17 protein-coding genes are annotated in these 18,866 nt (G+C 50.3%); 9 read left to right on the forward strand and 8 right to left on the reverse strand.

Features of this window, described 5'->3' with window-relative positions:
• Positions 1–127: 127 nt before the first annotated feature.
• Positions 128–358 carry a DUF2798 domain-containing protein gene (locus O6944_01130; GenBank protein ID MCZ6717751.1) on the reverse strand — a complete coding sequence of 77 codons (231 nt, stop codon included), beginning with the start codon at positions 356–358 and terminating at the stop codon, positions 128–130.
• 231 nt (positions 359–589) lie between these two features.
• On the opposite strand from O6944_01130, the gene O6944_01135 reads away from it, so the two are divergent.
• The gene (locus O6944_01135) at positions 590–1,126 is read left to right on the forward strand and encodes an NTPase (protein MCZ6717752.1); all 537 of its coding nucleotides are present in this window, start codon (positions 590–592) and stop codon (positions 1,124–1,126) included.
• Positions 1,127–1,337: 211 nt separating this feature from the next.
• Positions 1,338–2,882: a hopanoid C-3 methylase HpnR gene (gene hpnR / locus O6944_01140; GenBank protein MCZ6717753.1), complete on the forward strand. Its 1,545-nt coding sequence runs from the start codon at positions 1,338–1,340 to the stop codon at positions 2,880–2,882.
• 96 nt (positions 2,883–2,978) lie between these two features.
• On the opposite strand, the gene msrA is transcribed toward hpnR, so the two are convergent.
• From msrA to O6944_01160, 4 genes are all read right to left on the reverse strand, one after another.
• Positions 2,979–3,545 (reverse strand): peptide-methionine (S)-S-oxide reductase MsrA, encoded by a 567-nt coding sequence (msrA, locus tag O6944_01145; GenBank protein MCZ6717754.1) that lies wholly within the window; start codon positions 3,543–3,545, stop codon positions 2,979–2,981.
• A 161-nt stretch (positions 3,546–3,706) separates the two neighbouring features.
• Entirely contained in the window at positions 3,707–4,408 is a 702-nt protein-coding gene (locus O6944_01150; protein MCZ6717755.1) for an SDR family NAD(P)-dependent oxidoreductase, read from the reverse strand.
• Between the two features lie 57 nt (positions 4,409–4,465).
• Positions 4,466–4,636, reverse strand: a complete 171-nt coding sequence (locus tag O6944_01155) for a hypothetical protein (GenBank protein MCZ6717756.1) — start codon at positions 4,634–4,636, stop codon at positions 4,466–4,468.
• Positions 4,637–4,982: 346 nt separating this feature from the next.
• Positions 4,983–5,426, reverse strand: a complete 444-nt coding sequence (locus tag O6944_01160) for an SgcJ/EcaC family oxidoreductase (GenBank protein MCZ6717757.1) — start codon at positions 5,424–5,426, stop codon at positions 4,983–4,985.
• Positions 5,427–5,663: 237 nt separating this feature from the next.
• Between O6944_01160 and O6944_01165 the strand changes: the two genes are divergently transcribed.
• On the forward strand, positions 5,664–6,569 hold the full coding sequence (locus O6944_01165) for a LysR family transcriptional regulator (GenBank protein ID MCZ6717758.1): 906 nt from the start codon (positions 5,664–5,666) through the stop codon (positions 6,567–6,569).
• Between the two features lie 183 nt (positions 6,570–6,752).
• Entirely contained in the window at positions 6,753–7,490 is a 738-nt protein-coding gene (locus tag O6944_01170) for a transporter substrate-binding domain-containing protein (GenBank protein ID MCZ6717759.1), read from the forward strand.
• A 13-nt stretch (positions 7,491–7,503) separates the two neighbouring features.
• Here the strand turns inward: O6944_01170 and O6944_01175 are convergent, their stop codons facing one another.
• On the reverse strand, positions 7,504–8,625 hold the full coding sequence (locus O6944_01175; protein MCZ6717760.1) for an AI-2E family transporter: 1,122 nt from the start codon (positions 8,623–8,625) through the stop codon (positions 7,504–7,506).
• A 99-nt stretch (positions 8,626–8,724) separates the two neighbouring features.
• Positions 8,725–10,491, reverse strand: a complete 1,767-nt coding sequence (locus O6944_01180; GenBank protein ID MCZ6717761.1) for a tetratricopeptide repeat protein — start codon at positions 10,489–10,491, stop codon at positions 8,725–8,727.
• 370 nt (positions 10,492–10,861) lie between these two features.
• Between O6944_01180 and O6944_01185 the strand changes: the two genes are divergently transcribed.
• From O6944_01185 to O6944_01205, 5 genes are all read left to right on the forward strand, one after another.
• Entirely contained in the window at positions 10,862–11,272 is a 411-nt protein-coding gene (locus O6944_01185) for a CBS domain-containing protein (protein MCZ6717762.1), read from the forward strand.
• A gap of 501 nt (positions 11,273–11,773) precedes the next feature.
• On the forward strand, positions 11,774–12,844 hold the full coding sequence (locus O6944_01190; protein MCZ6717763.1) for a PP2C family protein-serine/threonine phosphatase: 1,071 nt from the start codon (positions 11,774–11,776) through the stop codon (positions 12,842–12,844).
• 430 nt (positions 12,845–13,274) lie between these two features.
• On the forward strand, positions 13,275–16,499 hold the full coding sequence (locus tag O6944_01195; protein MCZ6717764.1) for a BTAD domain-containing putative transcriptional regulator: 3,225 nt from the start codon (positions 13,275–13,277) through the stop codon (positions 16,497–16,499).
• 194 nt (positions 16,500–16,693) lie between these two features.
• Complete coding sequence (locus tag O6944_01200; GenBank protein ID MCZ6717765.1) at positions 16,694–17,671, forward strand: quinoprotein relay system zinc metallohydrolase 2; 978 nt, start codon at positions 16,694–16,696, stop codon at positions 17,669–17,671.
• Between the two features lie 143 nt (positions 17,672–17,814).
• Positions 17,815–18,201, forward strand: coding sequence for a hypothetical protein (locus O6944_01205; GenBank protein ID MCZ6717766.1), 387 nt, complete (start codon positions 17,815–17,817; stop codon positions 18,199–18,201).
• Between the two features lie 24 nt (positions 18,202–18,225).
• Here O6944_01205 and O6944_01210 read toward each other — a convergent pair whose 3' ends face one another.
• Positions 18,226–18,732 (reverse strand): RNA pyrophosphohydrolase, encoded by a 507-nt coding sequence (locus tag O6944_01210; GenBank protein MCZ6717767.1) that lies wholly within the window; start codon positions 18,730–18,732, stop codon positions 18,226–18,228.
• Between the last annotated feature and the right edge of the window lie 134 nt (positions 18,733–18,866).

Here is an 18,866-nt window from a genome sequence, read left to right on the forward strand (position 1 = left end):
GTACAAGACAAACACGACGACGAGCACGACTACGCCGCCCACGATCCCATAGCCGAGTGCCCTTATCGTATGTTTCACTGCGCCGAATGCGAAGCGCTTCATCATTGCCTACTCAAGGCAGTGACTGTCATCCAACTGAGATGATAATGACATCGACTAAACGCTGCACCAAGGGGCCAACGATCAAAATAAAGGGAACAACGATGATGTACGCCAGGAGAAAGCTCAGCCCCCAGATCCTAAAAAAGCCGGGACCAAAGCCCAGGTTATATGCAATGACGACACCAGTAACCAAAGACGTGGTAACGAGTGCCATGATGATGGCGAACAGTATACGGTTTGCTAAGCTCGTCTGCATCGGCAACCCCCACATGGTGGACGATCATGGGTTTCTCCCGGCGGTAAATCGCAACCAGGCCACAGGGAGAGAAATTCATTAAGCGGGTTGCGGTTGACTCGGCGCAGCCGAATTGGGATAAGCGTGATACCACAATCGCGCTTGTTTGCCTACCGGCAGACGTGCACTCCTCTCCAATGTATCATTCACCGCCTAGTCTATCGACAACGCCCTGCAGCCTCGTTCCAGATCATGGCTAGTATCTCGAAAAATGCACGTACTCTGTTGGTGACTGGTGTGCCCGGCATCGGCAAAACGACGCTCGTCAAAAAGGTCGCCTGTGCCCTTATCGGGCGTAGGATCCAGGGTTTTTTCACCGAGGAGATCCGGTCACAAGGGCGTCGACAAGGATTCCATCTCGAGGCCTTCGATGGGCAGCGGATCATTCTTGCCCATACCAACGTTCAGTCGACCTACAGGCTCGGTCGCTACGGCGTCGATGTGGTGGCACTCGATAGCATCGTCAACGATGCATTACAACCAAACCCCAGTGTGGATCTCTATCTCATCGATGAGATCGGAAAGATGGAGTGCTTCTCACAGAGATTTCAACTCGCCATAACCCATCTGCTTGAGTCCAACGCGCCAATTATCGCGACCATTGCACTAAAAGGCAGTGGATTCATACAAAAAATCAAAGAGCGACCGAATGTGGCGTTACTTCAGCTCACCCGGGATAACCGAGAGGATATTCTCGATGCCGTCCTCGCTTGGACTGCTGGAAAATGAACCCTCCACCACCCATCCAGCGGCCCGCGAGCCTCATTCCAACGCCAAATGAATTACCTTCCAAATCTCCTTGACGAAGAGCATCCAATTGCCGACCATGGAATCTGCACCTCGCGTCAACAACCATCCAAGTTGCCAAAAATGCGAGGCTGTTCGGAACATCATGCGCGCCCCATAAAATCATCCAAGATAGGAGAAGGAAAACAATCTTATGAAGTTTCTCGCCGTTCATCCAAGTGCGCTCATGTACACGAAAATCTTCCTTCGGCTTGAGCCGTTGGGATTGGAAATCGTGGCTCAGGTTGTTCGAAGTGCCGGGCACGACGTGCGGCTCATCGATCTCCAGGCGGAAACCTACAAGGATTACTTTAAAATTGTGGATAACTGGCGGCCGGATATCATCGCTTTCTCCTGCAACTACCTCGCCAACGTTCCGGAAATTGTCGATCTCGCGAAGGCAACTAAAAAGAAACGCCCCAATAGTTTTGTCTTCGTAGGTGGGCACAGTGCATCCTTTATTGCTGAAGAGTTCATCGAACATGGCGGCGGTGCCATCGATTGCGTTTTAAAGGGTGAAGGTGAAGCGTCGGTCGTTAAGCTTGTGGACGCCATACGCTACGACCGTTCTGCAATCGGCCAGATTCCGGGGGTTGTTTCCGAGCACGGGAATGGCCCGCCTCCTCTGTTCGTCCAAAGTCTTGATGACGTTCAACCGGCGCGTGACCTGTTGCGCAACCGGCGAAAATACTTTATTGGTTTGCTCGATCCAGCAGCCTCTATTGAGTTCACTCGAGGTTGCCCCTGGGACTGCTCGTTTTGCAGTGCATGGACCTTCTACGGCCGAAGCTACCGAATGGTCACTCCGGAAAAGGCCATCGAAGACCTCGCCCATATAAAAGAACCCGGCATTTTTATTGTTGACGACGTAGCGTTCATTCAAGCCAAGCACGGTTTTGCAATCGGCGAAGCCATCGCACGGAAAGGCATCAAGAAAAAATTCTATCTGGAAACCCGGACGGATGTGTTACTGCGCAACAAGGATGTTTTCAAATTCTGGAAAGAACTTGGCCTTGAATACATGTTCCTGGGACTGGAGGCAATCGATTCCGAAGGACTCAAAAAGTATCGCAAACGCGCCACGTTGGACGACAATTTTGCTGCGTTAGAATATGCTCGCTCTTTAGGGATCACGGTCGCCATCAATCTCATCGCCGATCCAGACTGGGACCGCGAACGTTTCGATGTAGTACGCCGATGGTGTTTAGAGATCCCGGAGATTGTAAACATCTCGGTAAATACGCCATACCCAGGCACGGAAACCTGGCACACGGAATCGCGCAGAGTAACAAGCCGGGATTACCGCTTGTATGACATTCAACACTGCGTCCTTCCGACCAAACTATCGCTCCCGGAGTTCTATGAGGAGCTCGTCAAGACTCAGGATGTATTAAATAAGAAACACCTAGGCTGGCAAGCGCTGAAATCCACCGCCGCGCTTGCAATGGGGCATGTGCTGCGTGGTCAAACCAACTTCGTCAAAATGCTCTGGAAATTTAACAGCATCTACAATCCCAAGCTTCAGCTGGCTGACCACGAGATGGCGGTCGAATATGAAATGAGACTTCCACCGCCAGCGAAAGAAAAAGTCGATCCGAAACTGCTCTATGTTCACGCTGCACGGGATCGCGCGGGTCGGTCGATTGATGAAGCAACTGAAGATTTCGTCAATCAGACTCGAATGGGAACAAGTATCTAATTCAGCAAGCCAAAGCTGGCAGTCACGCAATACAACAGAATACCCCTTAGTTGATCAGCGTCCTAAAAACGCCTGGGCTAACGCCTATAGAAGCTATTACGCCGCATTGCCCCACAGTTCCTCAAGCCGTTGATCCCGGCCACAATGGTATCGGTAGAACTTGTAACGAAGGGGATTCTTTTTATAGTAATCCTGATGATATTCCTGTGCGGCGTAGAACTCAGTCGCAGGAGTAATCTCAGTGACAACAGGTTGCTGAAACGGCTTGGTTTGCTCTATACGGTCTTTTGACTGCTCGGCGAGACGCTTCTGTTCTGCGTCGTGATAGAAGATCTCGGTGCGGTACTGCCTCCCTGTATCGCAAAATTGCCTATCCGGGGTCGTAGGATCGACATTACGCCAGAACACTTCCAGCAACTTCTCATAGCTGATCTTTTCCGGATCGTAAACAATCTCAACCGCCTCCGCGTGCCCGGTGCCACCCGCCGAAACCTCCTTATACGTTACATTCTTAGTATGACCTCCCGTGTAACCTGAGGTCGTCGAGATAACGCCGTCGAGCGTGTCAAAGGGCGGCTCCATGCACCAGAAACACCCTCCGGCGAATGTGGCCTTAGCAAGGTTTGCACTATCGAGGGGCTTAACCGGATCGCCTTCAGCCATTCCGGACAAACTCACCACAAGGAGCGCAGCCACCGCGAGCACCCCAAAAATACCCAGCTTCTTCATCATCCCATTCTCCACCTCTTCATCATGCCAGATTAGACTGCATCCGACCCTTTTAGTTTTTCACCACCAGAAATGCGTTCATCGGCCCACGAACGTTACCAGTTTTCTCGAAAAGGCCTGAGATCCAGCTCAAACGTCCAGGCTGATGTTGGTTGTTTGGTAAGAAAGTAAACCGACTCCGCAATGTCCTCGGGACTCATAAAAAATTCGTCAGGCTTATCAGGCATTGAGGTTCGTGTCTTTTCAAGGTCTATCACCCCATCGATAATCACATAGGAGACGTGGATCTTGTCGGAGCCTAAAAGACGTGCCATCGATTGGGCCAGGCTTCGTTGTGCGGCTTTCGCCGAGGCGAACGGTGTGAAATTCACACCACCTCTTAATGAGGCTGTCGCCCCAATGATGACGATATTGCCACCTCCGCCAGCGCGCATATCCGGCACGACCTGCTGCGACGCAACTAGACACCCCAATGCGTTTATACGCCACGCCTTTTCGAAACCAGCGGCTGTCGTGTTATCAAAATCGGTGAAATCACCTGCGCCCGCGTTGTAGATGAGCGCATCAACCGACCCGAGCTCTGATCTGATCCGGCCGAAAACATCTTGAATGTTATTCAAATCCGTGACATCGCATCTGTACGCCCTGGAACCGTCTATCTCTCTTTCAAGTCCCGCGAGAAAATCTTTATTCCTTGCTAGAAGTGCTACGTTGTGTCCTTCCGCGGCAAACTTTCGTGCGAATGCAGCCCCGTTCCCGGGCCCAACGCCCACCACCGCGCAGACCGGTCTCATTATTATGAGTTCCTCGTATTCATTCTCACTTGCTAATCGATGTCCCAAAAAATGTTTACGTTAGCTGAAATGGCTGTAGGCTGCCACAATCAACCCAATGATGATGACAAGGAATAACAAGCCTCTGGGCGATCCGCTCGAGCGCCTTTTTAATCGATAAACATGCGGATTCTCATTAATAAAGGCATCGACAGTCTCTTTGGCATCTTTTAGACCAATGCCTCGTGCCATTCTTAATCGCTTTATTGCTTGAATCTTGTGCCCAGCATGGAGTAAATCAATGACTTCAGCAGGGAGCTCCGAGTTTGTGGATTGTTCGCTGCTCACAACCCTTTCCCAAAATCACATTATATCATCCACATTGTCCGACTATCGCGTACGCTGCCTGTACTCACATTGAGCCCGACAAAGATGTTTCAACACGATCTGCCAATCGGGTCTCGAAGCCAGAATCTCACCACACCTGTCTTGGGAACAGGAAATAATCGTAGCCAGAAGAATAAAAAACGCCGGCACACTTGTGCCGGCGTCCTGCCCTTAATGCAGCGTAGGGCTACGAAGCCATCAACATCGCTTATTAGTTCCAGTTCTGCAGTCGCGTCTTCCAGGTCCCGTCTTCCTGACGCTCCAGAACGTTGACAAGATTCCCTTCATAATAATAGCTGCGGCCGTCTCTCGGCGTACGGAACGCCGACCATGTCGCGGCGACGTAAATCAAGTCGCCATCTCCGTAAATTTCAACGATTTCGACACTGTGATTGCCCCATCCGATATTAATCAGGGCCTCCCAGAAGCCGCGGATGTCCTGAGCACCAAGACGTGCGGAACCCGACGACGTTAACAGGATCGCATCCTGAGCATACAGCGCTGTTAAAGCCGAGGCGTCGCCACGGTTAAAGGCGCTATTCCACTTGACGATATTAGCCTCAGCGACTTTGCGGATATCCTCAGATTCATCGACATAGCCTTCAGCAACGGCCGCAAACGTGAGTAAGAACATGACACTTAGCAGTCGTTTCATAATCTCTCTCCAAGATTTGCCTATCGGAATCTGCCCTTCGGAAGGACCCTACAGCCACCTTCCAAGCTTTCGCTTCATCAGGGCTGATGTTAGAATTGTTGCAATGCACCATTCACACTGCTACAAGGCACAAAGCATAGGGTCTGGCCAAGCACCGAACAACACCATGTTGGTTAATAGATTGTTTCTTATTGGGAAGGGAACTAACGCTGAAAGGTGCACACATAAGGTGGACACATGGATAAGCTGACAAGCATGAAGGTCTTCACCCAGATCGCCAAGGCGAAAACCTTCGCTGGGGCAGCGGAGCAACTTGGCATGTCGCGAGCCATGGTATCGAAGCATGTGCTTCGGTTAGAAAATAGTCTCGGTGTGAGGCTACTAAACCGCACGACACGGCGGCTCAGCCTCACGGAGGTTGGAACCGCCTATCACGAGCGATGTGTTCAGATCCTTGCTGAGGTCGAAGAGACCGAGCTTGCTGTGACCCAGCTGAACTCGGAACCGAGGGGCACACTTAATATCGATTCGCCAACGTCGTTTGGCACATTCCACCTGGCACCTGCGATCGCGGAGTTCATACACCTCTATCCAGACATGAAAGTTAATTTAACCCTCACTGACCGCGCCGTTGACTTGGCCGAAGAAGGGCTCGATGTCGCCATCCGAGTCGGAAAGCTACCCGATTCCAGTTTAATCGCACGGAAGCTTGCGCCCGCCCACATGATCGTCTGTGGTTCCCCTGAATACCTAAAGCGCCGCGGTGTGCCTCAACATCCGGATGACCTCAAAAATCACAACTGTCTCCTTTACTCATTGCGAACGCCGCAAAATGAGTGGCAATTCAATGTCTCCGGGCATGAGTGTTCGGTCCGCGTATCGGGCAATCTAAAGTCACACGTCGGTGATTCCCTACGCCTTGCAGCCATTCACGGACTTGGCTTGATCCTTCAGCCAACGTATATGGTTGGAAAAGATCTACGCTCGGGAAAACTGCAGGCTGTACTGGCTGACTATGAGCCCACAGCAAAGGATATAAATGCCGTCTATCTACACCGGAGGCACCTATCTGCAAAGGTGCGCACGTTCGTGGATTTCTTGCAAGCGCGCTTTCAGCCAACCCCGTACTGGGACGAATGGTAAATCTAACTTTATTGGCGCTTGCAATTTTTCGAACCCATTCGTTGAACCGCCGTCCGAATGGAGACTACGCTATATCTTTGGTCGTTCTCCTTCTCGGCGGTGGGATTTTTTGCGTATTGATCGTACGTTCAAATAATCTCAACAAGCAGACAAAGATGCTACAGCGGTCAGGAGCAATGCAGAATGAAAGAAATTATTGCGATCCTCGTCATATTCCTCGTTCTCTCAAGCGCGAGCGTTACGTCTGCCAGCGAATTGAAGGTAACTGCGAGCACTTGGCCGCCATACGTCGACCCACAGCTCCCTGAGAGTGGCCTGGTAATCAATATTGTAAACGTAGCCCTAACAAGAGCTGGGTATACGACTACTGTCACGTTTGACACTTGGCCGCGAGCTTTAGAAGGAACAAAAATAGGTATCTATGATTTCATCGCAGGGGCCTGGTACAGCGATGAGCGATCCGAGTATCTCGCCTTTAGTCAACCCTTTATCATCAACGAAGTGAAATTTATCAAGAGAAAAGGTCGCCCTATTGTTTACAACACCCTGGAGGACTTGCGCGGCTTGGTGATTGGGATCGTGCGGGATTATGCCTATGGGGCCGAATTCGACAACGCGACCTATTTAATCAAAGTGCCACAAAACCACGTTATTCAAAACCTGAACAATCTTTTTTTAGGCCGAATCGATCTAACCTTAGCTGACAAACGTGTCGCGCGGTATGAATTAAGGCAATACATGAGTGGGGATATGAGTGAATTAGCATTTCTGCCGAAGCCACTGAGCGCAAAGGGTTTACACATCGCTGTAAGTAAGCGACGTCCTGATCATGCAAAGATCGTTTCTGATTTTGATTCAGCGATCACCGCCATGAAGAAAGACGGCACCTACATGGAAATTATGAAAAAGCACGGATTCTGATGATAAGGCCGAATTACTGAACATCCCCAGGCGATGGCGTGGCTACATCAGCCTCACTCCCATCTGGAAGTGGGCCTTCAGCTGGCGTGGCTGAGGCTGCGTCCCCATAGGTCTCCGATCCAAGCAAGATTGCCACCCACCGCGTATGTTCACTGCTATCCAGCGCAATCTTAACAGCCATCGTCAGCGGCACGGATAGGAACATACCGACCGGTCCCAATACCCATCCCCAGAACACGAGTGAGAAGAACACAACCAGCGTTGATAAACCGAGGCTGCGTCCAAGTACCCGCGGTTCGATCACGATACCGATTACTACGTTGACCACAACATACCCGAGACCACTCCACAGCGCCGCACCAACCCCAAGCTGAAGGAATGCCAAAAGTACGGCTGGCACGGCAGCAATAATGGAACCGATGTTGGGTACGAAGTTGAGCAAAAATGCCAACAATCCCCACACCACAGCAAAATCAACCCCAAGGATCGCAAGCCAAATGGCAACGGCGATTCCCGTCGCGAGACCGGTCCACGTCTTGATCCACATGTAATGTTTGATATTCGTGATGACCTTGCCGAATTGCGCAATCGACGCTTGTGAACCACGCAACACGGCATCCAACTTCGCGGGAAAGCTTGACGCCTCGAATAGAATAAAAATCACCGCAATCAGGATAAGGAATATATTGGTCAAAACACTACGCAAGGCATTCAACATACCGGCAAACCAGCCTATCGCTTTCGCCGGGTCCAGGGAATCCAGGAACGCCTGCGCGGGTAGGGTGACACCCTTTGCCTGAAACCACGCAATCAATGCCGCCATATCCTCTTGGAGACGAGCCTGGTAAACAGGAAGCGACTTAGAAAAATCATCCATTGAAGTGCCGACCATTGCGCCCATGCCAAATGCAATCCCAAGAATCCCTGCAATCACAACGATCATGGCCAGCCAGTTGGGGAAGCCTTTCCGCCGCAACCAGAATAAGGGCGGGGCGCTGATGATTGCGATAAAAAGTGACAAAAGGAGCGGCACGAGAATGACACTGGAAGCACGCATCCCCGCAACGACGATCACAAACGCTGCTGCGATAATCAGAATACGTACGCCTACTGATTGTGTGCTGTCAAGGATCACGCTAGTGGTTTAACAAATATCCTTGCCTATCTGCCCAGCAAAGATGACCTAAAAAACTCCTGGAGTTTTAATCTTGTAAAGAATGTCGATTACAGTAAATTATTGTGTGTTCAGCTGTTCTTTAAGCGGGCCAAGAAACGCGTCATAGTTCTTCCATCGGCCTATGGGAGTTGAGTAGATTGGTTGCCGTACCTGCCAATTGCTAGCCGTCAATATTGGCCGGTCCGTTTTATAAAATGATAGGCAGTGATCATCCCATTCTAATCCCAAAAATTCGATGATCTGATGACTCACCCGCTCCTGATCTTTTACAACTTCCTCATAGCTTATATCTAAAATCGGCAACTCCAACGTCTCCCGCCAATGGGCCATAAGTCGTTCATACTGACGATAATAACTCACAATATCAGATAATTCATACGCAAAGGAAATGTTACTCCTAAAACATTGCGTATAAATCGACAAGCAAGTATCTAATGGTTGACGCTGGCAATTAATAATATGGGCCTTCGGAAAAAGCAGTGAAATCAAGCCAAAGTGTAAGAAATTACTCGGCAACTTATCTATGATTCGAAGCGCTGTATTGCAATACGTACTAAGAACGTATAAGTATCCTTCCGCCATCAATTGGCAAGTCGCTTGATCAATCAGTGTCATACATTCAGGATAGGCCAAGGACGTTTGCAGTTGCTTCGGAATCATCCGGCCAGATCCCTCAAAATAGATCAACTCGCCAGCACCATAGGCCTGAGGATGACTGGCAATAATTTGCTCAATCAAAGTGGTACCGGAGCGTGGCATTCCAACGATAAATACGGGGATCTCGGAAGGATTCTGGAATCCCGCACGCTCTTTAAAAAATCCCCGAGTGAACGTGCGTATATGATTAGTAACGAAATCTTCCAAGACCGTTGCGTCAAACTTGACCGTCTTACGCTTGAGCTCGTTTCCCTGTTGATAGTGCGCAAACGCTTTATCATACGCTCCACAGTCGTCATACATCTTGCCTAACGCAAAGTGCAAATACGTCGAATCGTTGTCCTTGAGGCCGTTGCGCTCAAGAAGCGACTCAATCCGTTGAATATCCTCGTGGTTAACAGAATCATACTTTTTGATCAATGCAAGATTGTGATGGGCAGGTGCATAGTCAGGTTTATAAACCAACGCCTTTTCATAAGAACTGATTGCGGCGTCGCGCTTACCCAGCGATCCAAGCACATTACCCAGGTTATTATGCGCCTCAGAAAAATCAGGTTTGTGGCACAAAGATTCTTCATAGCAAGACACGGCTTCCTCGATTCTCCCTCGCATCTCTAGGATAACCCCGAGGTTATAATGAGCCTGTGCATAATTGGGGTTACATTGCAACGCTGCTTGGTATGCAGTTACTGCTGGATCAATCTTGCCCTGCTCCTTTAATGCGTTGCCTAAATTGTTGTGAGCCTCGGCATAGTTAGGTTTGATTTGCAGCACCTTCTCATAGCACGATGCGGCTGCGTCGAAATGCCCCTGGCTGTTGAAGGCATTACCCAGGTTAAAATGGGCATCAACATGATCAGCTTTAAGCTGCAGCGCCTTCTGGTAAGAATCAATCGCGGCCTCTACCCGACCTAGCCCCTCAAGCACCTTTCCGAGATTGTTGTGATAATCCGTAGAAACCGGGTTTAGCTCAATCGCCCGGTTGATGAGATCAAGCGCCTCACTGTACTGCCCCGTTTGGCCCGCGATCACGCCAAGTAGATTTACGACATCCGGGTGGTTCGGATAGACTCGCAGAATTTCCGCGTAAATCGCCTTTGCCTGCTGCAATTGGCCTGCCTGATGGTGCTGAACTGCGAGCTGCAACGACTGAGCTAGATCACGCATACACGCCGACCATTGCCGAAATTCCTTCGATTCCAAACCTAAATTTCCAACAAATTATACCGCGCCACACCCGCCTCGAGTTAATCCAAATCCAACGCAAATGACTATCCTCCCGATTTTGGGGTGGAAAAATCCACAAATAAGTCGTACATTCCATGCTGTTTCGGCAGGCGAACAACGAAAACGAATAATAGACGATGGCATTTCCCATGGGGGTCATTGCTTCCCGCCGGTAAAAACAGATATACGTCTTTCAGTAAAAAAACTGAGAAACTTTAGCATTGGGTTATATGACTGGGTAATGCTGTGGTTTGCTGTATTGCATCACCTCGGCATTGAAAGGTGATAACTTCCACTAGGCACAATTGACATGAGAGATGATGTAGTTAAGGATTGGATGACCGCAGACGTTTTAACTGCCTCGTCCGACATGAGTGTGATAGAGGCGGACGAATTTATGGCAGAACGGCAGATTCGACGTCTCCTGGTTGTTGAGAACGACAAACTAGTGGGCATCGTCAGTCTCGGCGATGTGAGAGAAGGCAAGTCATCAAAAAATACTTTTTCGGGTTCTGGAACAGTTAAATTAAAAAAAATTATGACCCGCGACCCCATTACGATTTCCGAGGATGCAACAATCGCCCTGGCAGCTCAGACGATGTTATCAACCAAAGTGAGTGGGCTCCCGGTAGTTGACGCGGACGGCAAGTTGGCTGGGATTATTACGGAATCTGATATATTCAGGATGGTAGTGCAGGAATGGGGTAGAACAGCAGAATAATTTTCTTGTCACATTGGCTGCGCCCTTATGAAAGGCAGCATGAGATCGGCTCTACCCCCGCGTACCGCCGATACTGGCCCCGCCTTATGTGTGGCAACATCCCAATCTGATTCGCATAGGCCCCCGGGATTAATGGATGTTTACTATCACACTTCCCTGTCGTATTTGGATGGGATCCTGAATATTGGTCTGCATTAGCTCATTCATCTCCCCTTTACGCCAAATTCATCCGAGCCACACGTATGATCAGGACAGATACGATTGAAAATAACATGGGAGAGTACGGCCTGCATGGCCCAATCCATGCTTCCATTTTACCATGCAGAGCTTACAAGTAAGCGTTAGTCAGTAAGCATGTTTCAAACCGGGGATTTACTCACCAGCATAATGGTACTTATCGGTGCAGTGGTAATCTTTCTGTCCATATTGAGCACCCGACGCCTATTGCGACGACTGAACGAACGCAGTCACATCCAGCTTTGCCAGTCATTGATCTATTTAATGGTTATTATCTTATTGGCATACACTGCGATCATTGGGTTAATGGCGATGGGCAATAAACCATTATCCCCAGCGCTAATAGGCTTCGTCTTAGTCCTGGCGGCTTTTTCCATCTACATAGCGGTTCGTTTAGGACATCTCGCAGCTATAGGTCCAAGCGAAGACCCACCGGATGATCTGATGACAGCCAACGGGCTCGCCCAGCAATTACACGATAAACACGGTAAACGGCGTGAAGATGTCACGGTGAGGACGGCTGTCGTTGCTAACGAAAAACTCGAAAAGGAGATCACGGAGCGCAAGCGGATTGAAAGCATGCTATTAATGAGCAATGAGCAAATGCAGGAAGATTTGAAGCTTGCTGCAGAATTTCAGCATGCCGTCCTACCGAAGTTCCACGATGTCCCTTACCTTAAGATGGCATTGCGCTACTTGCCTTATGCTAGATGTTCGGGAGATGTTTATGATTTTCTACTCAACCGCGAGGGCGAAATGAGTGTCTTCGTCGGTGATGCGACAGGCCATGGGGTAGCCGCCGCATTCATGACAATGATGGTCCATTTAGGGTTAGACAGCATCAGGCGTGACTTACCAACCGACGAGGTTATACGCAGGCTAAATGCCCTGTTAGCATCGCGCGAAACCGGAAAATCAATTACCGGTGTCTATTTCCGCGTCACACCGGCAGGATTGCTCACCGTGACGCACGCCGGTCACCCTTCATTGATACTTCTTCCAGTCTCCCGCAAAAAAGGGATCATTTTCCGAGAAGGGGGTTGTCCACTCGGCATGTTCTCAGAGGAGCCCCTGGCTTATACTGAAGAGTCATACCAGCTCGCACACGGTGACAAGATCTTCGCTTATACCGATGCCGTGATTGAATGGCAGAACCCTGATCAGGCGCAGTTCGGAATAGATCGTTTGATAGCATTCCTAGAAGAACACAAGAAGATGGATCTAGATGAGATCCTAGAGAAGCTATTAGCCCATCTAAAGGGCTTTTCACAGGGGCGAGAGTGCGGAGATGATCTAACAATGCTGTGTCTTGAGTTTCAGGAATACACACATTAAGACGGTCTATGAAACGGAACTCGCCTGATTCGACATTTAATCAGATTCCGCAAATACCCGCTTTTTTGTCCCCATAACCCCAAAGGCGTCTTGGCAATTCCGGACCGGCCAACCAAGGCGAAACACCCGTTCATTTCTCGGTCAGGAATTCCACGGCTTGCCACACAACAGGCTGGTTTACGGGTGATCCAGCAAAACGACATGCCGCTTACAGATCCCTTACAAATGGCTTACAGCAATACAAATAGGCCGAGGAAGGGCTAGAATTAGCCATAAGGGATATCGGCAGGAGGAACGGGCCCCTATGTCATCGGGCTGGCGGACCTTGACTGAGAGCCCTCACCAACGGTGGCTCAATAAAGCGGTGAACTGGCTGAACGGCCCGACAGGTAAAACATGTGCCTGGCGGGCCAAATGACGAAGACCCGAAATGAAGCACATAACGGCTTCTCTAGCTAAGACGACGCGACCGACCCTTGCCAGGGTCTTACCCAGAAAACGGCTTTTTTCCATCCTAGACCGGGGGCGCCAGCGCCCGGTTATCTGGGTGACAGGGCCGCCCGGCTCAGGCAAGACCACACTGATTGCAAGTTATATCGACAGCAAAAACCTCCGGTGCACGTGGTATCAAATTGATCACGGCGACTCAGATGTAGCCACATTCTTCTATTACATGGGCCTAGCAACAGCTGACCAGATTGACGCAAAAACGAAACGACTACCCCTTTTCACCCCGGAATACCAGCGGGACTTGACAACCTTCACGCGTCGATACTTTCAGACCGTCTACGAGCAGATCGAGTCTCCCTTTGCCCTCGTATTCGATGGCTACCACGATATTCCGTCTCAATCGGCGCTTCATGACGTAATGCGCGATGCGTTATCAGAGGTGCCTCCCCAAACATGCGTGATCGTCATCAGCCGCAGTGATCCGCCACCGGCGATGGCTCGCCTAAGAGCCAATAGTGAGATGGAGGTATTAGGATGGCAGGATCTGCGCCTCACGCAAAGCGAGTCAAACGCGATCGTTAAATTAAAGGGCCTTGACCTGTCTGAACAGGCGCTCACTGATCTGTATGCCAAGACCCAGGGCTGGGCCGCAGGGCTTGTCCTGATGCTAGAACAAGCAAAAACGGAGGGTGCGATTGCCCAATCCCTAAATGTATCCACACCGCAACTTGTCTTTGACTACTTAGCAGGCGAGATCTTTCAAAAATCCGACAAGAGAACCCAAGAATTTCTTCTTAAAACGGCCCTCCTTTCTCAAATGACACCGCGAATGGCCAAAGAACTGACAGCGCAAAACGACGCAGGAACTATCCTGGCTGAGCTAAGCCGCAACAACTACTTCACAAGCGTCAGACCGAGTGACCCAGAACCCATCTATGAATATCACCCATTATTCAAGGAATTTCTGTTATCACACATTACGGAAGTTTTCAATGAGAACCAACGCACCGAGCTACAGCGCGAAGCCGCAGCATTATTGGAGGATGCCGGACGCGTAGAGGATGCGGTCGCCCTTCTGTGCGAGGTTGGTGACTGGCAGCAAATGACCCGCATCGTTAACACACATGCCGTTGCAATGTTGGACCATGGAAGAGGAGAAACGCTTGCACAGTGGCTAGAGGACCTTCCAAAGGAAGAGCTGCAAAAACACCCTTGGACATTGTATTGGCTGGGCGCTAGTCGTCTTCCATTTGCCCCACGTGAAAGCCGGAACCTTTTTGTACGGGCCTTCGAGTTATTCAGTCAGCAAGAAGACCCAGACCCTAAGGGACTACTTCTTGCTTGCTCCGGCGCTATGGATGCCATCCTCCATGAATTGGATGACCTCGCACTGCTTGACCGCTGGATTACAGAGCTTGATGCACTATTAAAGACCTATCCTGACTTTCCGTCCGAAGGCGTTGAAGCAAGAGTGACCTGCAGCATGTTTTGGTCGCTCATCCTAAGGCAACCCGATCATCCCGACATCGGATATTGGCTTGATCGAGCGTTTACAGTATCCCGGGCCCAGGGCGACCCGAACCTGCGAATGTCTGTGGAATTATATGTTGCGGTGAGCTACATGTGGGTAGGCGCATTTGCGGATGCATCGGAGGTCATTGATTCCATGCGAAAACTGGCTGAATCGCCCGAGGTGTCTCCCCTATCGTTAACGACGCTTAAATACGTTGAATCGATGTATTACATGCTAAACGCCGAAGGTGAACGCTGCCTAAAAGCTGTCAAGCATGGATTAGAAATTGCTGACGCGACCGGCGTTCATGTGTGGCGATATCAATTTTTGGTCACTGGTGCAGGTGGCGCACTGGGTGCGGGTGATCTTGATACAGCTGAGCAGCTATTGAGCCAAGTTGAATCCCACCATGAAGGCGCAAGCCGCTTGGACATGTGTCTTTATCACTATTATTCGGCGTGGTACGCGATGCTCCGCCGGGATACGCTAAAAGCATTTGAACATCAAAAGGTGGCGCTTAAGCTGGCCATCGACCTCGGCTCTCCATACTTCGAGGTGCTCTGTCGCCTGGCATCTGCTCAAGTGCTAGTCGAGTTTGGAGAGGAACGCAAGGTTATTGCGCACCTTCGGCAAGTACACAGCATTGCGCGCAACATCAAGAGCCATTTATTGGAATTTATGTGTCTATTGAGTTACGCCCAAATGGCGTTAGAGCACGGGCGACAACGTTCAGGGCTGAATTCATTGCGCTATGCGTTGGAGCTGGGCAGGCAATACGGGTACCGACATTTTCTTTGGTGGCGGCCATCTGTGATGGCACAACTCTGTGCCTACGCGCTGGATGCCGACATTGAAGTGAGCTACGTTCAAAGCCTTATTCAAAAACGTGGACTTGTGCCGGAGAACCTGCCTGTCACTGCCGATGGCTGGCCATGGCAATTCAAGATTTTTACGCTTGGACGTTTCCAAGTATTGAAGGATGAACGACCATTGGGCTTCTTTGCAAAGCTCCAGCGCAAGCCTATCGAGTTGCTCAAGGCCTTGATCGCCTTTGGTGGCCAAGAGGTTCATGAGGATCATCTTTCAGAGGCATTATGGCCTCGAATTGATGCAGACTATGCCCATCGCTCATTGACCACCACGCTTCATCGCCTACGCAAGCTATTAGGCGAAGATAAGGCAATCGTGCTGCAGGATGGACGACTTAGCCTCAATCCATCTTATTTTTGGATCGACACGTGGGCATTTGAGCAAGTGCTAGAGAAAATTGATGACGTCTTTAAGAAACCGCAGAAAAATATCTCACCCGAGACGATAACAAGTCTCACCGAGAGGGTGTTCACTCTATATAAGGACCCATTTATGGCGAGTGAGAGAGAACAACCCTGGTACGTTACCCTACGCGAGCGCTTGCGCAATAAGTTTCTACGCTACATGGGTGAGCTCGCGCGATATTGGGAAGAAAATGGTTATTTGGACAGGGCGGTTGAAGTGTACCAAAGGAGTCTGGAAGCCGATGATCTGGCTGAAGGATTTTATCAGCGACTTATGCTTTGTTATCGAGAACTTGGGCGCGGGGCCGACGCAGTCGACGTCTACAACCGCTGCAGAAAGACATTTTTAGCCGTCTTGAAGATTGAACCATCCCCCAAAACGAAGGCCATTTATGAGAAATTGTTGCATAAAATATAACTTGGCCTCAGAGAGCACCGTGGTATCGACACCACTTCTCTAGAAAACAACGCCTTCCCTTATCATTAACAACATCAATCAGGGAAAAGCTTTATTTTCCCTATCGACGCATGCGCCTTTATAAGTCAACATGACAACTAATAATGGCCTGCAATCCCAGGATATTCCCCCGACACAGATCGCTGAAAGTATTAATGGCAGATTCAGTTCAAAGACGTAATGTGGAAGGCAGAGCGACGGGCCGCCGCTGGTTTGAGCCGGCGCTCGCGGTGTGTTTGCTCAGCATTACGGTTGACCCAGTGGCCGAACCCAACCTTCCACCCTTAGAGGTCACAGAAGTGGCTTCGGGCATATATGTGCACCAGGGGCTCCATGAAGACGCCACCCCAATCAACCACTACGACATCGCCAATATCGGATTCATCATCGGGGAAAACTGCGTCGCCATCATTGATACGGGCGGTAGTGTTGAAGTCGGGCACGCGCTAAGGGAGACCATCCGCAACACGACGAACCGCCCTATCTGCTATGTCATCAACACACATGTCCATCCGGACCATATTTTCGGCAATCTGGCATTTAAGGAAAACGACCCTATATATATTGCTCACGTAAACTTTCCAGACGCATTGGCCGAGCGTGCCCCTTACTATATTAGGAGCCTTTCACGCCTTAGTGACAGTGTGTATACCGAGGCCTTAGTCGTTCCACCCGACCGCACCGTTGCTGACGTTCTCGAACTTGACCTCGGTGGAAGACAATTGTTGATCGCTGCACACCCCACAGCACATACAAACAACGATCTCACGATCTACGACGTCCAAACTAAAACCTTGTGGCTGTCCGATTTGCTCTTTATCGAACGTATTCCCGCAATCGATGGCAGCATTAGAGGCTGGCTTGTGGTCACAGACAAACTAAAATCCGTCGACGCCGAGCGCGTGGTTCCCGGCCACGGCCCGGTGAGCGCCGAGTGGCCAGAATCACTTTCGGCCCAAGAACGCTACCTTCGAACACTGCTTAGGGAAATCAGGGAATTCATTCAAGACGGCGGGCTGCTAGAGCAGGCGGTTGAACAGGTGGGCTATAGCGAGGGTGACGAGTGGCTGTTGTTCGATCACTATCACCGACGCAACGTGACCTCATCCTTCGCTGAATTGGAGTGGGAATAGCAAGCACTGTTTTGGAAGGCATGCTTGCACTGTTCGCTGATTTGGAATTATTCTAAATAGATGCGGCCAGCCGCCTATGCTCGATGCCAGCGCTTAGATAGTACTCTCGCGATTTTTAATTTAAAGATAAGGATCAGTACTCCATGACATTGACAAAACGCTATTTCTATCTATTAACGTTGGTACTACCACACATCCTTTTGGCAGACGCTATGGCGAGCGATCCCCCAGCCACGGCGAGCACTCAAGCGGCGGATGAAGCCACGGGAGATCCTGCGGACTACCTGAAATTCGAATCAAGATTCGACGCCACCTGTCAGTTGTGGCAGGCAGACGTACGATTAATGTCGAACACCCACCCATCGAAAACGATCAAATACCGAATGGTGCGCTATCTCGCTGACAAGAGACAACCGAGCTTCACCGTCGGCACGATTGAACCCGGTGGCGAACCTGAACGACTTGGGTGCACGATGATCGACGGCCTGGAACAACGATGGGAGGTAAAACAGGCACTGTTCACGGATTGACGATCAACGCCAGGGCAACTGGCATCACGGCATGAAGTCGTCCCGTTCGACGCTACCTTCCGGCAGGATCAACGGGGCAAACTCCTGCAGAGCGCGCCGATACACGCCGCGTTTGAAAGCAACGACTTCTTGAATGGGATCCCAGTAACTGATCCAGCGCCAGCTATCGAATTCGGGGAATTGCGACTGGTCCAGCTGAACGTTGCTGTCATCCCCTATCAGGCGTAGTAGGTACCAGATTTGTTTCTGGCCTATACACAACGGTCGGGAGTTGTAACGGATATAGCGTCTGGGCAAGCGGTAGCGCAACCAGCCACGTGTAGTACCGATGATTTCCACATGTTCGGTTGAGAGCCCAATTTCTTCCTGCAGCTCCCGGTACATCGCCGTCTCTGGTGTCTCGTTGGGCCTGATGCCGCCTTGCGGAAATTGCCAGGCATTCATGCCCGCACGTCGCGCCCAGAAGACCTGACCATCCCGATTGCTCAGTACAATCCCGACATTGGCCCTGTAACCCTTTGAATCAATCACTGCCATCGCCACCCAAAGATCCACATAGATTTTTTCATAAAGGGGCCGGTATCGGCAAATTCCACATCACGTCGATTTTACGCGCGGCCTACAACACCATACACTTAGCCATTTTTCTCAAATCCAAAAGGAAT

The organism is Gammaproteobacteria bacterium (assembly GCA_027296625.1).
Taxonomy (GTDB): Bacteria; Pseudomonadota; Gammaproteobacteria; order JAKEHO01; family JAKEHO01; genus JAKEHO01.

Bases quoted from the DNA above. Each gene is read 5' to 3' on its own strand.
- O6944_01130 (MCZ6717751.1), bottom strand. From the start codon at position 358: ATGCAGACGAGCTTAGCAAACCGTATACTGTTCGCCATCATCATGGCA.
- O6944_01135 (MCZ6717752.1), top strand. From the start codon at position 590: ATGGCTAGTATCTCGAAAAATGCACGTACTCTGTTGGTGACTGGTGTG.
- hpnR (MCZ6717753.1), top strand. From the start codon at position 1,338: ATGAAGTTTCTCGCCGTTCATCCAAGTGCGCTCATGTACACGAAAATC.
- msrA (MCZ6717754.1), bottom strand. From the start codon at position 3,545: ATGGCTGAAGGCGATCCGGTTAAGCCCCTCGATAGTGCAAACCTTGCT.
- O6944_01155 (MCZ6717756.1), bottom strand. From the start codon at position 4,636: ATGGCACGAGGCATTGGTCTAAAAGATGCCAAAGAGACTGTCGATGCC.
- O6944_01160 (MCZ6717757.1), bottom strand. From the start codon at position 5,426: ATGAAACGACTGCTAAGTGTCATGTTCTTACTCACGTTTGCGGCCGTT.
- O6944_01165 (MCZ6717758.1), top strand. From the start codon at position 5,664: ATGGATAAGCTGACAAGCATGAAGGTCTTCACCCAGATCGCCAAGGCG.
- O6944_01170 (MCZ6717759.1), top strand. From the start codon at position 6,753: ATGAAAGAAATTATTGCGATCCTCGTCATATTCCTCGTTCTCTCAAGC.
- O6944_01180 (MCZ6717761.1), bottom strand. From the start codon at position 10,491: ATGCGTGATCTAGCTCAGTCGTTGCAGCTCGCAGTTCAGCACCATCAG.
- O6944_01185 (MCZ6717762.1), top strand. From the start codon at position 10,862: ATGAGAGATGATGTAGTTAAGGATTGGATGACCGCAGACGTTTTAACT.
- O6944_01190 (MCZ6717763.1), top strand. From the start codon at position 11,774: ATGGTTATTATCTTATTGGCATACACTGCGATCATTGGGTTAATGGCG.
- O6944_01195 (MCZ6717764.1), top strand. From the start codon at position 13,275: ATGAAGCACATAACGGCTTCTCTAGCTAAGACGACGCGACCGACCCTT.
- O6944_01200 (MCZ6717765.1), top strand. From the start codon at position 16,694: ATGGCAGATTCAGTTCAAAGACGTAATGTGGAAGGCAGAGCGACGGGC.
- O6944_01205 (MCZ6717766.1), top strand. From the start codon at position 17,815: ATGACATTGACAAAACGCTATTTCTATCTATTAACGTTGGTACTACCA.